We start from the raw sequence: 14,681 nt of genomic DNA, 5'->3' as shown, positions 1-14,681 counted from the left end.
CAGGTTCTCATTTGACGGCCTGAGGAGTCCCCATGGGCACGCTCGGTTTCTGGAGGCTGGCGCAGGCGGATCCGGACTGGATCGCCGCGGTCGATCCCGACGGCCGCGAACATCGCGCTGGTGATGTGCTGGCTCAAGCCAACCGGCTGGTGCACGGGCTGCGCTCGCTGGGGCTCGAGGCCGGCGACGGCGTCTGCGGGCTCGTGCCCAACGGCGTCGACGGGCTGGCGCTCTACCTGGCGGCGTTGCAGGCCGGGTGGTACTACACGCCGATCAACTGGCACCTGACCGGGCCGGAGATCGCCTACATCGTGGCCGACAGCGAGGCCAAGGCCTTCATCGTGGACGAGCGCTACCTGGCCGAGGGCGCGCGCGGCGCCGAGGCGATCACCCCGGAGCGCCGCTTCCTGATCGGCTCCGCCGTACCTCCTGTGCCTTTCCGCCAGATCGGCGAGCTCACCGACGGGCAGCCGGACACGACGCCGGAGGGCCGCACGGCGGGGGCCACCATGCACTACACCTCGGGCACCACGGGCAAGCCGAAGGGCGTCAAGCGGCCGCTGAGCGGGCTGGACCCGGACGATGCGGCGGAGCTGCTCGCCTTCCTGCCCGGCCTGTTCGGCATCACCCCGGGACAGCCCAACGCGCACCTGGTCACCTCGCCGAACTACCACACGGCGGTCACCCAGTTCGGCGGGACCGCGCTGCACATGGGCCACACGCTCGTCTACATGGACAAGTGGGACGCCGAGGAGACCCTGCGCCTGTGCGCGCGGTACGGGGTCACCAACTCGCACATGGTCCCCACCCACTTCAAGCGCCTGCTCGCCCTGCCCGAGGAGACCCGGAGCAAGTACGACCTGTCCAGCCTCAAGTGGATGATCCACGCGGCGGCCCCCTGCCCCGTCCCGGTGAAGTGGGCGATGTTCGAGTGGTGGGGCGACTGCATCTACGAGTACTACGCGGCCACCGAGGGCGGCGGCACGCTGGCCACCCCCGAGGGCTGGAAGTCCCACCCCGGCACGGTCGGCACCGCCTGGCCGATCAGCGAACTGCTCATCGTCGACGACGCCGGCCAGCCCGTCCCCACCGGCACCCCGGGCACGATCTACATGAAGATGCTCGGCACCGGCTTCGTCTACAAGGGCGACCCCGACAAGACCGAGGCCAACAGGCTGAAGGAGCACTTCACCGTCGGCGACATCGGCTATCTCGACGAGGACGGCTTCCTGTTCCTCTGCGACCGCAAGGCCGACATGATCATCTCGGGTGGCGCGAACATCTACCCGGCCGAGATCGAGAACGAGATCATGATCCACCCCAAGGTCGCCGACGTGGCCGTGTTCGGCATCCCCGACGAGGAGTGGGGCGAGCAGATCAAGGCCGTCGTCGAGGCCGCCCCCGGCTCCGAACCGGGCCCCGAGCTGGCCCAGGAGATCCTCGCCTCGCTCGAGGGACGGCTGGCGCGCATGAAGTGGCCCAGATCCATCGACTTCATCGAGGAGATGCCCCGCGAGCCCAACGGCAAGCTCCTCAAACGCAAGCTCCGCGCACCCTACTGGGAGGGCCACGACCGTGCCATCTGAAGAACCGCTGGTGGCCGAGCACGTCCTGGAGTTCCCCGGCGGTTACACCCGCACGACGGGCCCGGTCATCGGCCGCTTCCTGACCGAGCTGCGCAACGGGCGGATCGTCGGCGTCCGCACCGCCGAGGGCCGGGTCCTGGTGCCGCCGCTGGAGTACGACCCGGCCACCGGGGAGCCGGTTACCGGCGAGTACGTCGAGGTCGGCCCCGCCGGCACCGTGAGGAGCTGGGCCTGGGTGAGCGATCCGTTACCCGAGCACCCGCTCGACCGCCCGTTCGCCTGGGCGCTGATCGAGCTCGACGGCGCCGACACCGCGCTCGTGCACGCCGTGGACGCGGGCAACCCCAAGGCGCTGGCACGGGGCGCCCGCGTGTGGCCGGTCTGGCGCTCGCGGCGCACCGGCCAGATCACCGACATCGAGCACTTCGCGCCCGAGGTGACGAGGATCGTGTCCAACGTGCGGAGCGCCTACCGCCTCCAGGCCGGGGGAGCGCTGAGGAGGTTCCTCGACGGGATCGAGCGCGGCGTCTTCCTCGGCGGGCGCTGCGCCACCTGCGACAAGGTGTACGTCCCCTACCGCCGCTCGTGCCCGCAGTGCGGCAGCGCGATCGCCGAGGAGATCGAGCTGCCCGACACCGGCACGATCACCACCTTCGCCATCAACAACCTGCCCGACCCGCGCGCCCCCGAGGTGCCCTTCGTCTCGGCCTACATCCTGCTCGACGGCGCGGACATCCCGATGATCACCCTGGTCGGCGGTGTCCCCGCGCACGAGGTACGCCAGGGCATGCGGGTCAGGGCCGAATGGGTCCCCGAGGCGGAACGCGGCCCGTCGATGTCCAACATCCGGTGGTTCGCACCGACCGGCGAGCCCGACGTGGAGCTGTGATGCGTGACGTAGCGATCGTGGCCTTCGCCCAGACCCGCCACACCCCCCACGACAGCGGGCTGTCGGAGCCGGAGTTCATCCTCCCGGTGATCAACGAGGTCAAGCAGCGCACCGGCCTGGCGCGCTTCGGCTTCACCTGCTCAGGCAGCTGCGACTACCTGGCAGGCGCGCCGTTCTCGTTCGTCTCCGCGCTGGACGCCATCGGCGCCTGGCCGCCGATCTCCGAGAGCCACGTCGAGATGGACGGCGCCTGGGCCCTGTACGAGGCCTGGGTCCGGCTGCAGCACGGCGACGTCGACTCCGCGCTCGTCTACGGCTTCGGCAAGTCCTCGCTGGGCGACCTGCGCACGATCATGACGCTGCAGCTCGACCCCTACTACCTGGCGCCGCTCGGTCTCGACCAGCTGTCCTACGCCGCGCTCCAGGCCGCCGCCGTCGACGCCGACCGCGCCCGGCTCGACGAGATCGTCCGGCGCAGCCGTACGGCCGGCAGGGACAACCCCTACGCGCTCGACCTGCCCGACGAGGTAGGGGACTTCGTGGTCGAGCCGCTCAAGGCGGGCGACATCGCGCCGATCACCGACGGGGCGGCGGCCGTCGTGCTGGCCGCCGGGGACCTGGCGCGCGAGCTGTGCGAGCGTCCCGCCTACATCAGGGGTATCGCGCATCGCATAGAACCCCACTATCTGGGCATGCGAGACCTGGCCTTGTCGGCCTCCGCCGCCGATGCCGCCCGCGCGGCGGGGGTCGGCAAGGCTCCCGTCGAGGTGGCCGAGCTGCACACCCAGTTCAGCCACGAGGAGATCCTGCTCAGGGACGCGCTCGAACTCCCGGACGACACGGTGGTCAACCCGTCGGGCGGGCCGCTGGCGGCCAACCCGGTCATGGCCACCGGCCTGATCCGCATCGGTGAGGCGGCGCGCAGGATCCATGAGGGCGCGAGCCGTACCGTCGCGCACGCCACGAGCGGGCCGTGCCTGCAGCAGAACCTCGTCACGGTCTTGGAGGCGTGAGATGGGCAACCCCTGTGCTGTCATCGGCGTGGGCCAGACCCACTACACGACCAAACGGCGCGACGTCTCCATCGCCGGGCTCGTCCGCGAGGCGGCGATCCGCGCCCTGGAGGACGCCGGGCTGACGTTCAAGGACATCGACGCCGTCGTCATCGGCAAGGCGCCCGACCTGTTCGAGGGTGTGATGATGCCCGAGGCGTACCTGGCCGACGCGCTGGGCGCGGCGGGCAAGCCGATGATGCGCGTGCACACCGCGGGCAGCGTCGGCGGCTCGACGGCGCTGGTCGGGGCCTCGCTGATCCAGGGCGGGGTGCACGACCGGGTGCTGGTGGTCGCCTTCGAGAAGCAGTCGGAGTCCAACGCGACCTGGGCGCTGTCGACGCACCTGCCGTTCAACTCCTCGCTGGTGGTGGGCGCGGGCGGCTACTTCGCCCCGCACATCAGGGAGTACATGCGCAGATCCGGCGCGCCCGGCCACATCGGCCACCTGGTGGCCGTCAAGGATCGGCAGAACGCGTTGAAGAATCCCTACGCGCACCTGAAGATCCCCGGCATCAGCCTGGAGATGGTCGAGTCGACGCCGATGCTGTGGGAGCCGATCCGCTACCTGGACACCTGCCCGTCCAGCGACGGTGCCTGCGCGATGGTCCTGGCATCGGACAAGCACGTCACGGGCACGCCCGCCTGGGTGCACGGCACCGCGATGCGCTCCGAGCCGATCTTCCGCGCCGGGCGCGACACGGTGAACCCGCAGGCCGGCAAGGACTGCGCCGCCGACGTCTACCGGCAGGCCGGCATCTCCGACCCGCGGCGGCAGATCGACGCGGCCGAGGTGTACGTGCCGTTCTCCTGGTACGAGCCGATGTGGCTGGAGAACCTGGGCTTCGCGGCCGAGGGTGAGGGCTGGAAGGTCACCGAGTCCGGCGCGACCGCGCTCGACGGCGACATCCCGTGGAACGCCTCCGGCGGCGTGCTGTCGTCCAACCCGATCGGCGCTTCCGGCCTGATCCGTTTCGCCGAGGCGGCGCTGCAGGTGCGCGGCATGGCGGGCGAGCACCAGGTGGACGGGGCGCGGCGGGCGCTCGGCCACGCCTACGGCGGCGGGGCGCAGTTCTTCGCGATGTGGGTCGTGGGACGGGAGAAGCCCTGATGGAGTTCAACCACGCCGACCTGTTCGAGGGCCTGGCCGACGCGATCGGCGACCGGGTGGCGATCGTCTGCGGCGCGGAGAAGCGGACCTACGCCGAGCTGGACGCCGAGGCCAACCGCGTGGCCCACTACCTGGCGAGCCTGGGCGTCGGCCCGGGCGCCCACGTGGGGATCCAGCTCTACAACGGGATCGAGTACCTGGCGACGCACCTGGCCGCGCTCAAGCTGCGCGCCGTGCCGATCAACGTCAACTACCGCTACGTCGAGGCCGAGCTGCGCTACCTCTACCAGGACTCCGGCCTCGTGGCGCTGGTCTACGACGTGGAGTTCGACGCCCGGGTGGCCGCCGTCGTGCCCGACGGGGTTCACCTGGTCTCGGTGGGCGGGCAGTCGGCCATCGGCGCGGCCGTGCCGTACGGCAAGGCCCTGGAGAGCGGTACGGCGGGCCGCGGCTTCCCCGAGCGGTCGGGGCAGGACGTGTACATCATCTACACCGGCGGCACCACGGGCATGCCCAAGGGCGCGATGTGGCGCTGCGAGGACCTGTTCATGGCCTTCGGCGGCGGCAACCCGTACGGCGAGCCACGCGCGACACCGCAGGAGGTGATCGACGAGGCGGCCAAGGCCAATTCGATGATCATGATGGCGGCGCCGCCGCTGATGCACGGCGCGGCGCAGATGGCCACGTTCATCGCGTGGTGGATGGGCGCCACCATGGTCCTGGTGCGCAAGTTCGACGCCGGCGAGGTGTGGCGCACGATCGAGCGCGAGCGGGTCAACACGATCACCATCACCGGCGACGCGATGGCCAGGCCGCTGGCGGAGGCGCTGGAGACGGGGTCCTACGACCTGTCCTCGCTGTTCGTGGTGGGCTCGACGGGCGCGATCCTGTCCGGCTCGGTGCGCGAACGGCTGCAGGAGCTGCTGCCGAACGTGATGATCCTCGACAACTTCGGCTCGACCGAGTCCGGCTACACGGCCTCCGGCGTGGCCGGCTCCTCGCCGGAGAAGGGGCTGCGCTACCAGCCGAACGCGACCTCGCGGCTGGCCGTGCTGGACGAGAATCTCAAGCCGGTCGGCGAGGGTCAGCTGGGCACCGTGGCCAAGGCAGGCAGGATCGCGTTCGGCTACTACAACGACCCGGACAAGACCGCCCGCACGTTCGTCACCGACGCCGGCGGCACCCGGTGGCTGCTGACCGGTGACCTGGCGACCGTCGACGCCGACGGGACCGTCAACGTGTTCGGGCGCGGCTCGCAGTGCATCAACACCGGCGGCGAGAAGGTCTTCCCCGAGGAGGTGGAGGCCGTGCTCAAGGGGCACCCCGGGGTGTTCGACGCGGTCGTCACCGGGATCCCCGACGAGCGGTGGGGGACCAGGGTGGCGGCCGTCGTCGAACCCCGGCCAGGGATCGAGGTCACCGCCGCCGCGCTGGACGCGCACTGCAGGGAGCGGCTGTCGAGCTACAAGGTGCCGCGGACCTACGCCTTCGTCGCCGAGATGGTACGGTCGCCCGCCGGCAAGGCCGACTACCGCTGGGCCAAGGAGACCGCTAGCGCGGCTTCCTCGTGAGCAGCTCGCCCTCGACCTGGGTGGCGCGGCGCAGCACCAGCGTGGCCTCCATGGCCTGGTCGGCCTCCACCAGCGCGTCACCCAGCATGAGCAGCGCCCTGGCCAGGTAGGCGTTCAGCGCCCGGTTGCCCGGCGCGAAGCGCTCGAGCGCCGACACCGCCTCGCGCAGCGGCCCGACCGCCTCGGCGTAGGCGCCGCGCAGTTCCAGGGCGCACGCCAGCGCCAGCGCCGCCGCCGACCTGCCCGTGTGCACGCCTTCAGCGTCGACCCCGGCGGCAAGCAGCTCGTCGTAGATCCCGATCGACTCCTTGGCCCGCGCCTCGGCCTCCGGCCCGTCGTCCAGGCCGAGCAACGGCAGCAGTTCGGCGCTCTGGGCCAGCGAGTCGGCCAGCACCGCGCGGAAGGTCGGCTCGCCGGGCTCCTGCCTGGCCAGCGCGATGAGCTCCTCGATGACCGGGTTGGCCGCCTCGAGCTCGCCGCGCATCAGATGGCACCGCACCAGCCGCTGCCTGGCCAGCGCCACCTTCACCGGCGCACCGTCCGCACCGGGCGCCAGGGCTTCGAGTGCGGCTCGCGCGTACGGCGTGGCCTCCTCCGGGCGGCCCTCGGCCAGCAGGTCGTCCACCACGGCGGCGGCCGCCTCGGCCAGCCGTACGCGCTGCGCGGGGGTGTGCGGGGTGGCGGCCTCGATGGCCCTGGCCAGGTAGTCCATGGCTTCCCTGGCGCGGCCCAGCTCGCGCAGCACCAGCCCGCGCACGCGGTCGGCCTCCGCGCGCAGGGGGCGCAGCGCCGGCCGCAGGTCGGGCCGGGCGATGAGCACCCGATCCTGCTCGGCCAGTGACCAGGAGATGGCGGCCAGCGCGTCCTTCGGTCGGTCGAGCGCGGCGAGCGTGGCGCCCAGATGCGCGTAGACGGTGGCGGCGACGACCGGCTCGTCCATGTCGTCGCACAGGTCGGCGGCGCGCTCCAGCGGCTCGAGGTCGGGGGTGTCGCGTTCGTACTCCAGCCTGCCGAGGGTGGCCAGCGCCATGCCCAGCCGCACCCGGTCGGTGCCCTGCTCCTCGAGGACCTCCACGGCCATCCCGGCCAGCACCACGGCGGCGTCGGCCGCCCCCGCGACGGCGGCCCGGTCGGCGAACCAGCCGAGGTATCCGCACAGGCGGCGCCTGTCGGGGAACCAGCCGAGGTATCCGCACAGGCGGCGCCTGTCGGGGAACTCGGCGAGCAGCGGGGGGACGGAGGCGATCAGCTCGGAGAAGTCGCCGCACGCGTCCAGGCGGTCGGAAAGCTCGTCGAGCGCGGTGTCCGCGGCCAGAGGGACGATGTCCGCCACTACCTCACTATCCCACCGACCTTCACTCGAGGCACGACCTTTGATGCCGTCGGTCTTACGCCTCCTGAGCGACTTCGACCGGCATGGCAGATCGGCCCTTTCTCGCGCTATTTCGAGGTGGCCAGGAAGGCGCCGAGGCCGAGGTAGACCAGGCCGCTGCCGATGTCGAGGCGGCGGCGGGCGGTGGTGGAGCTCCGGAAGCGGCCCGCCACGGCCGAGGACATGAAGGCGTAGGAGCCGTCGGTCACCATGCCGAGCGCGGTGAAGATCAGGCCGAGGACGAGCATCTGCGCCCAGACGTGCCCCGCCGCGGGGTTGGTGAACTGGGGCAGGAACGCCATGAAGAAGATGGCGGTCTTCGGGTTGAGGATGTTGACGACGAACCCCTCGCTGAGGATGCGCCGCTTGGACTTGATCTGCGGCTCGAGCGGCTCCTCGATCGGCTTGCCCCGCATGAGCTTGCGGACGCCCAGGTAGACCAGGTAGGCGACGCCGGCGTACTTGACGATGGTGAACGCGGTCGCCGAGGCGGCGAGCAGCGCGCTGATGCCCAGCGCGGCGGCCACGACGTGCACCAGCGAGCCCGCGTGCACGCCGAGCACCGAGATCAGGCCCGCGGCTCTGCCCTGGGCGACGCTGCGGGTGACGATGAAGAGCACCGCGGGACCGGGTACGAGCAGCAGGGCGAGGGTGGCGGCGCAGAAGAGCGCCAGCGTGCTGGGGCTGGGCATGTCGCCCAGCTTAGGAAGGCAGCGGTTGTGATGCCAGAGGGTTTTGCGCGGGTGCGGCCGCGAGGAGCGTCGACAGCAGGGCCTCGGTGGACGGCGGGTGGGGCGGGTCACCGTACACCGCGGCGTAGACGTGCCTGGTCGAGCCGGGAACCTCGCGAATGTGGATGTCGGGGTTGCGGTGGGCGCTCAGTGCCAGTCCCGGCAGCAGCGTCAGGCCCATGCCCGCGGCCACCAGCGCCTGCACGGCCACGATGTCGTCGCTGGTGAAGGAGATCCGCGGCTCGAATCCCGCCGCACCGCAGATCTCGAGCAGGTGGCTCCTGCAGCGGTCGCACCCGGCGATCCACGACGAGTCCGCGTGCTCCCACAGCTCCCCGGGAGGGGTGGGCGACAGCAGGTAACTGGGGTCGTCGAAGAGCGGGATCAGCTGGATGTCGCCGTCTTCAGGCGCGGTGTCGTCGTAGCGGAAGACCACGGCCACGTCCACCCGGCCCGACCGGAGCAGCCGCATCGCCTCCGGCGGCTCGGTCTCCGTCAGGTTCAGCCGCAGCCCCGGGTACGAGCTCGCCAGGCGCGTCACGGCCGCGGGGACGAACGTGCCGAGCGCGGAGGGGAAGGCGGCCAGCCGTACGCGGCCCGAACGCAGGCCCACGTGCGAGGCGAGCTCCTCGGAGGCGGCGTCGAGCCGGCCGATGATCTCCGCGCCGCGCTCGGCGAGCAGCTTGCCCGCCTCCGTCAGGCGGATGCCGCGCCCGGCCCGCTGGATCAGCTTGGCGCCCGTCTCGGCCTCCAGGCGGGCCAGGTGGTGGCTGACGGACGGCTGGGAGTAGTGCAGCTCCTTGGCCGCCGCGGTGAGCGAGCCGCGCCTGGCCACGGTGACGAGGACGCGGAGCCGTACGACATCGAGCATTCATCAAGCTTATCTATGAATAGGCCCAAAGACTTCTGTTGGACCTATTTATCCGGATGGAGCACCGTAGAAGGGGAAGGGTTGATGGCTTTATTTCCTAGGGGGAAACCATGAATACTATCGTGCGCCCGGGACTGGACGAGCTCGTCACGGACATCGACCGGATCGCGGCCAGGCGGATGCCCCTGCGGGAGACGGCGTTCGCGGTGGCGGATCTGCTGCGCGCGGGGCTGCCGGGGCTGGACATCCTGACCGAGGAGGAGCGCGAGGGCTCGCCCGACGGGTACGTCTCCAAGCCGCTCTACTGCCAGGATGACTTCTCGATCGTGTCCGTCGTGTGGCGGCCGGGCCAGGGCACGATCATCCACGATCACGTGTCGTGGTGCGCGTTCGGGATCCTGTCCGGCATCGAGTACGAGACGCTCTACCGGGACATGGGCGACCACCTGGTGGAGATCGGGCGGGCCGCCAACATGCCCGGCGAGGTCAGCGGCTTCGCCCCGCCCGGGGACATCCACAAGGTCCAGAACACCAGCTCGGAGATCGGCGTCTCCCTCCACGTCTACGGCGCCGACGTCGCCAAACTCGGCAGCAGTGTCCGCCGCGTCTACGACCTCCCCGTGAGGGCCTGATCATCGGGTTCTCGCCGCTGTCAGCGGGATGGCCAGTACGGCCAGCGCGGCGCCGACGGCGAAGACGGCGGGGAGGGTGAGGGCGCCCAGCGCGGTGCCGAGACCGATGCCCAGGTAGATGCAGGAGGAGTTGAGCGAGACCAGCAGGGCGGCCGCGTCGGGGGCGATGCCGATGAGGCGGTGTTGCTGGGGCGGGGTCTGGCACCAGCTGCTCGCACCCCAGGCCGTCATCAGGACGCCGACCAGGGCCGGGATAGTGGCGCCCGTGGCGGCCAGGAGGGCGAGGGCGGCCAGGGCGGCGGCCATCAGGGCGTAGCCGGACCGGAGGACCACCAGGGCGTTCCAGCGGTCGGTGGCGCGGCCCGCGGCCAGGTTGCCGGCGATGGCGCCGACGCCGTACACGAAGAGCATCGGGGCGGGCGTGGTGATGCCGACGGCGGCCAGGGCGGGGGCGCTGTAGGCGTAGGCCGTGTAGCTCGCGGCCATGCCCAGGACGGTCAGGCCAAGCACGGGGAGGACTCCGGGCCGCCGGAGTGCGCCAAGGCGCGTGCGGAGGGTGACACGGGGGTTGCCGGGCAGCGTCGGCAGGACGGCGCGGACGCAGCAGGCGACCAGCAGGCAGACCGCCGCCACCAGCCCGAGCGCGGGCCGCCAGCCGAGCAGCCGGCCCGCCAGGCCGCCCAGAGGCACGCCGAGCGCGGTGGCGATCGTCAGCCCGCCCACGACCACCGACAGCGCCCTGGCCCGCTTCTCCGGCCCGACCAGCGAAGCGCTCACGGCGCCCGCGTTCGGCGTGTAGGCCGCCGCGCCGAACGCCGCCACCACCCTGGTGACCATCAGGACGGCCAGGTTGGGCGCCAGCGCCGAGCCCAGGTTGGCCAGGCCCAGCACGACCAGCGCGCTCACCAGCAGCGGGCGGCGCGGGAGCTTGGCGGTCAGCGTGGCCAGCACCGGCGACCCGGCGGCGTACGCCGCGGCGAACACGGTCACCGACTGCCCGGCCGCGGCGGGGGAGACGCCGAGCGAGGCGGCCATCGCGGGCAGGAACCCGGCCACCACGAAGGCGTCTGTCCCGACCGCGAAGGTGCCGACGGCAAGCGTCCGAATCGGGATATTCAATGTACCGATTCCTTCCATGAAAAAAGCGCTAGGTGAGGCGGGCGTGGCGCTGCCGCATGCGCGCGGCCGCCCCGGCGGGGGCGGTGGCGACGAGGTCGGCGATCGTCTGGGTGGCCAGCTCGCGCCGCCAGGCCAGCTCCGCCTTGCGCATCGCGGTGGCGACGCCGCACGGGCGGTCGAACTCCTGAGTGTGGGCGACGCCGTGCTGCCGGATCTCGGTGCAGCGGAACGCCTCGTCCGGCCCCTCGACCGCGGCCACGACGTCCATCAGGGTGATCTTCTCCGGCGGCCTGGCCAGCAGGAAACCGCCCCTGGCGCCCGGGGTGGAGACGAGGATCCCGGCACGCACGAGCGCCTGCAGCCGCTTCTTCAGGTAGGCGGGCGGCAGCTCGAAGAGCGTGGCGAACTTTGCCGTCGAAACGGGCTCGTCGTCCAGCCAGGCCAGCGTGAGGCAGCAGTGCAGCCCCCACTCAACCCCTTCACCGATCCGCATAAAAGGGGATATTACACGTCCCGATTAGCGGAGGCGGCCGTGCATCAGGTCGACGAGCGTGGCGTGCACGTCGGTCACCGGCCGCTCCGGATGCAGTACCCGGTGCTCGATCGAGACCGTCAGTACCATGCCGAAGACCGCGGTCGCGGCGGTATCCACGTCCAGGTCGGCCCGGATCTCGCCGCTCTCGACCGCCCTCCGCAGTACCCCCGCGTACACCCCGAGGACCTGCTCGCGCAGCCGGGCCACCGCCTCCTGCCAGGCCGCGTGCCACATCTCTGCCAGCAGCACGCGGGCGAACGGCCCGTACTCCTCGAAGAAGCGCAGCTGCCCGAGCACCACGCCGTCGAGCGCCTCGAGCGCGGTGTCGCCGACGGCGGCCGCGGACAGCGCGTCGGCCAGCTTGCCTGTCGAGTGCTCGAGCAGCGCGGAGAACAGGCCCTCCTTGCTGCCGAAGTTGTAGAACACGGTGCCCTTGGCGACCCCGGCCCGTTCGGCGATGGCGTCGACGGTCGTCGCCGAGTACCCCTGCTCGGCGATCAGCTCGACGGCGGCCCCGAACACCTTCAGCCGGGTGTCCTGTCTGGTCATCGGCCCGACTCCGTCGGTCTGCGCTCTCTCACAGGGCCAGCTCCGGGTGCAGGCGCTTGATGGACCAGGTACGGCTGCGCTCCACGGCCAGCGTGGTGAGTGCGAGCCCGAGGACGAGGAAGGCCGACAGCACGCCGCAAGCCTGCCACACCACGGTCAGGTCGCCACCGCTGATCAGGCGGCGCAGCGCCGACACCACCCAGCTCATCGGCAGCCACGGCGAGATCGTCTGGAAGAAGCCGGGCGAGGTCTCGATCGGGTAGGTCCCCGCGGCCGAGGTCAGCTGGAGCATCAGCAGCGCCAGCGCGACCACCCGTCCGGGCGCCCCGAGCAGCGCGTTGATGGCCTGCACGACGGCCAGGAACGCGGCCACGGCCAGCAGCAGGAGCCCCGCCACCCCGGCCCAGTGCTCTGCCTCGAGCCCGAGCCCGAACCGCAGCACCGCCAGCAGCACGCCGACCTGCGCGGCGCCCAGCCCCACGGCGGGCAGCCAACCCGACAGCGCGATCCCGAGCGCCCCCGAGGTGCCCGCGAGCCTGCGCTGGTTGAGCGGCTTGAGCACCATGTAGGCGATCATCGCGCCCACCCACAGCGCCAAGGGGAGGAAGAACGGGGCGAACCCGGTCCCGTAGTTGGGCACCGCGTTGTCCACCGACTTGGCCAGCCGTACCGGGTCGCTCATCATGTCGGAGCGGGCATCGCGCTCCTGGGCGGAGTAGGCCGGGATCTGCTTGGCGCCGTCGCCGAGCCCGTCGGCCAGGTCGGCCGAGCCCTTGGCGAGCTGGTTCATGCCCCTGTCGACCTTGCCCGCGCCGTCGTGCAGCTTGTCGACGCCCGATTGCAGCTGGCTGGCGCCGTCGCTGAGCCGGACCAGGCCGCCGCCGAGCTTGCCGATGCCGTCGGTGACCTGCTGCGAACCGTTGTAGAGCTTGTTGGAGGCCTGGTAGAGCTTGGCCGTGCCGCGGCCCGCCTTGCCGACGCCCGCGTCCAGCGTCGCCGCGCCGTCCGCCAGCTTGGCCAGGCCGTCGTCGAGCTGGTTGACCTTGCCGCGCACGCCGTCCACCTTGTCACCGAGCCCGGGCGCCACGTCGGCGATCCTGCGCGCGGTGGCCGCCACCTCGCGGGCCTTGGCGGCCAGCTCGGGGTTGCCGTCGACCTGGTCGGCGAGCTGGGCCAGAGCCTCGGCGTCGTCGGCGATCCGCGGGCCGTACTCGTTCAGCACGGGCACGTACCTGTCGGCGAGCTGGTTGACCGCGCCGATCTGCGCATGCACCTGCCGGTAGGCCTGGTTCGCGCCGTCGGAGAGCTTGCCGGTGCCGCGCTCGAGCTTGGCCATGCCGTCGTTGAGCGTGCCGATCGCGTCGCGCGCCTTGCCGATGCCCTGGGTGACCTGGGCGGAACCGTCGTGCAGCCTGCCGCTGGCGGTGCCCGCGGTGCTCAGGCCGGACGAGAGCTGCTGCGCGCCGTTCTCGGCGGTGCCGAGGCCGTCATTGAGCTTGGAGACGCCGTTGCCTGCCTTGAGCGCACCGTTGTGCAGCTTGCCCGCGCCGTCGGCCGCCTGGTCGGTCTTGTCGTGGATGTCGCCGATGGAGACGAAGACGTTGTCGAAGTAGCCGTGGATCGCGGTGCGCGCGGCGGCCGCCTTGACCTCGTTGAACACCGAGTCGGAGATCGTGCCCATGATGTAGCTGCGCCCGGTGTCGACCTGCAGTCCCAGCTGTGCCGGGCTCGGCGTCCCCTTCTCGGCGGGCGAGGCGAGCCTGGTGCTGAAGTCGGCGGGGATGGTGAGCGCGAGGTAGAAGCTGCCGTCGCGCACCCCGTCGGCAGCCTCCTGCGCGCTGACCCTGTGCCAGCCGAAGATCCTGCGGGACTCCAGCTCGTCGGCCAGGTCCTGGCCGGCGTGCAGGTCACCCGACGGCCGGTCCTCCATGACCAGCGCCACCGGCAGCCTGTCGAGGTTGCCCTGCGGGTTCCAGAACGACCAGAGATACAGCCCCGCGTACAGCAGCGGCAGCACGACCACCGCCGCCAGCGCCGCCCGTGTCAGCCGGGAACGCAGCATGCCCTTCATCACAACTCCACGAGGTGGTCGAACCGGGCCGGGGCCTGCACGCAGGAGGCGGCCACGGTGAAGCCCTTGGCGGTCAGTTCGCGGAGCATGGCCCAGAGCCTGTCCTGGTGCCCGTCGGGCAGCCCGGCGTCGAGGTTGTCGGCCACGATCACGGCGGGCTCGTCCAGCAACGCCATCGCGACGCCCAGCCGTACCTGCTGCTCCCTGTCGAGCTCGCGTGCGAGCGTGCGCGGGTCGACGTCCAGGCCCGCCGTCTTCAGCGCCTGTGTGTACGGCTTGCGCCGGCGTTCGCGCAGGTGCTCGGCGACCGTGAGCGAGCGGTCGAGATCGGTGACGCCGTCGACCAGCGCGAGGGAGGCGACGCGGCGGATCGCGCGCGGGCGGGTGTGCCCGGCGACGCTCAGCGTGCCGCCCGTAGGCTTCATCCGCCCGGCCAGCGTGAGCAGCAGGCTGGTGCGCCCGCTGCCCGTCTGGCCCGCGACCACGGTGAGCGTGCCCTTGCCCGCTTCGAGCGAGGTCGCGGGGTACACCCCCTCGACCGTTAGGCCCTTGGCGACGATCACTGCGGCTCCATCTTTTGAACTGACCGGTC

14 protein-coding genes are annotated in these 14,681 nt (G+C 71.5%); 6 read left to right on the top strand and 8 right to left on the bottom strand.

The genetic code is table 11. The annotated features are described in order from the left end of the window. Positions 1-32 precede the first annotated feature (32 nt). The 5 genes from ACIBHX_RS07665 to ACIBHX_RS07645 are packed head-to-tail and all read left to right on the top strand — an operon-like array spanning position 33 to position 6,209. Positions 33-1,586: an acyl-CoA synthetase gene (locus tag ACIBHX_RS07665; RefSeq protein ID WP_397065271.1), complete on the top strand. Its 1,554-nt coding sequence runs from the start codon at positions 33-35 to the stop codon at positions 1,584-1,586. Next, positions 1,576-2,475 carry a Zn-ribbon domain-containing OB-fold protein gene (locus ACIBHX_RS07660; RefSeq protein ID WP_397065269.1) on the top strand — a complete coding sequence of 300 codons (900 nt, stop codon included), beginning with the start codon at positions 1,576-1,578 and terminating at the stop codon, positions 2,473-2,475. Before ACIBHX_RS07665 ends, ACIBHX_RS07660 begins: the two co-directional genes overlap by 11 nt. Further along, a complete protein-coding gene (locus ACIBHX_RS07655) occupies positions 2,475-3,488 on the top strand; it encodes a lipid-transfer protein (protein ID WP_397065267.1) in 1,014 nt (337 codons plus the stop codon). Before ACIBHX_RS07660 ends, ACIBHX_RS07655 begins: the two co-directional genes overlap by 1 nt. A 1-nt stretch (position 3,489) precedes the next feature. Next, complete coding sequence (locus ACIBHX_RS07650; protein WP_397065265.1) at positions 3,490-4,638, top strand: thiolase domain-containing protein; 1,149 nt, start codon at positions 3,490-3,492, stop codon at positions 4,636-4,638. Next, a complete protein-coding gene (locus ACIBHX_RS07645) occupies positions 4,638-6,209 on the top strand; it encodes an acyl-CoA synthetase (RefSeq protein ID WP_397065264.1) in 1,572 nt (523 codons plus the stop codon). The genes ACIBHX_RS07650 and ACIBHX_RS07645 overlap by 1 nt, the downstream gene beginning before the upstream one ends. Here the strand turns inward: ACIBHX_RS07645 and ACIBHX_RS07640 are convergent. The 3 genes from ACIBHX_RS07640 to ACIBHX_RS07630 all read right to left on the bottom strand — a co-directional run bounded on the left by ACIBHX_RS07640 (position 6,190) and on the right by ACIBHX_RS07630 (position 9,183). After that, positions 6,190-7,542, bottom strand: a complete 1,353-nt coding sequence (locus tag ACIBHX_RS07640; RefSeq protein WP_397065262.1) for a hypothetical protein — start codon at positions 7,540-7,542, stop codon at positions 6,190-6,192. The genes ACIBHX_RS07645 and ACIBHX_RS07640 overlap by 20 nt on opposite strands. 107 nt (positions 7,543-7,649) lie before the next feature. Further along, positions 7,650-8,273 carry a LysE family translocator gene (locus ACIBHX_RS07635; protein WP_397065260.1) on the bottom strand — a complete coding sequence of 208 codons (624 nt, stop codon included), beginning with the start codon at positions 8,271-8,273 and terminating at the stop codon, positions 7,650-7,652. Positions 8,274-8,283: 10 nt separating this feature from the next. Next, on the bottom strand, positions 8,284-9,183 hold the full coding sequence (locus tag ACIBHX_RS07630) for a LysR family transcriptional regulator (RefSeq protein WP_397065259.1): 900 nt from the start codon (positions 9,181-9,183) through the stop codon (positions 8,284-8,286). A 110-nt stretch (positions 9,184-9,293) separates the two neighbouring features. Between ACIBHX_RS07630 and ACIBHX_RS07625 the strand changes: the two genes are divergently transcribed. Then, on the top strand, positions 9,294-9,815 hold the full coding sequence (locus ACIBHX_RS07625; RefSeq protein ID WP_397065257.1) for a cysteine dioxygenase: 522 nt from the start codon (positions 9,294-9,296) through the stop codon (positions 9,813-9,815). Here ACIBHX_RS07625 and ACIBHX_RS07620 read toward each other — a convergent pair whose 3' ends face one another. The 5 genes from ACIBHX_RS07620 to ACIBHX_RS07600 are packed head-to-tail and all read right to left on the bottom strand — an operon-like array spanning position 9,816 to position 14,652. Then, on the bottom strand, positions 9,816-10,934 hold the full coding sequence (locus ACIBHX_RS07620; protein ID WP_397065256.1) for an MFS transporter: 1,119 nt from the start codon (positions 10,932-10,934) through the stop codon (positions 9,816-9,818). Positions 10,935-10,962: 28 nt separating this feature from the next. Continuing rightward, entirely contained in the window at positions 10,963-11,427 is a 465-nt protein-coding gene (locus ACIBHX_RS07615; RefSeq protein ID WP_397065255.1) for an RrF2 family transcriptional regulator, read from the bottom strand. Between the two features lie 24 nt (positions 11,428-11,451). Continuing rightward, on the bottom strand, positions 11,452-12,018 hold the full coding sequence (locus ACIBHX_RS07610) for a TetR/AcrR family transcriptional regulator (protein ID WP_397065254.1): 567 nt from the start codon (positions 12,016-12,018) through the stop codon (positions 11,452-11,454). Positions 12,019-12,046: 28 nt separating this feature from the next. Continuing rightward, complete coding sequence (locus tag ACIBHX_RS07605; protein ID WP_397065252.1) at positions 12,047-14,089, bottom strand: YhgE/Pip family protein; 2,043 nt, start codon at positions 14,087-14,089, stop codon at positions 12,047-12,049. Continuing rightward, the gene (locus tag ACIBHX_RS07600) at positions 14,089-14,652 is read right to left on the bottom strand and encodes an ATP-binding cassette domain-containing protein (RefSeq protein ID WP_397065251.1); all 564 of its coding nucleotides are present in this window, start codon (positions 14,650-14,652) and stop codon (positions 14,089-14,091) included. The genes ACIBHX_RS07605 and ACIBHX_RS07600 overlap by 1 nt, the downstream gene beginning before the upstream one ends. Positions 14,653-14,681 lie beyond the last annotated feature (29 nt).

The organism is Nonomuraea sp. NPDC050536, from assembly GCF_044457685.1.
In the GTDB taxonomy this organism is placed as follows: Bacteria; Actinomycetota; Actinomycetes; order Streptosporangiales; family Streptosporangiaceae; genus Nonomuraea.
The sequence above is the reverse complement of the archived record's forward strand: the minus strand, read 5'-3'. Positions and strand labels throughout refer to the sequence as shown.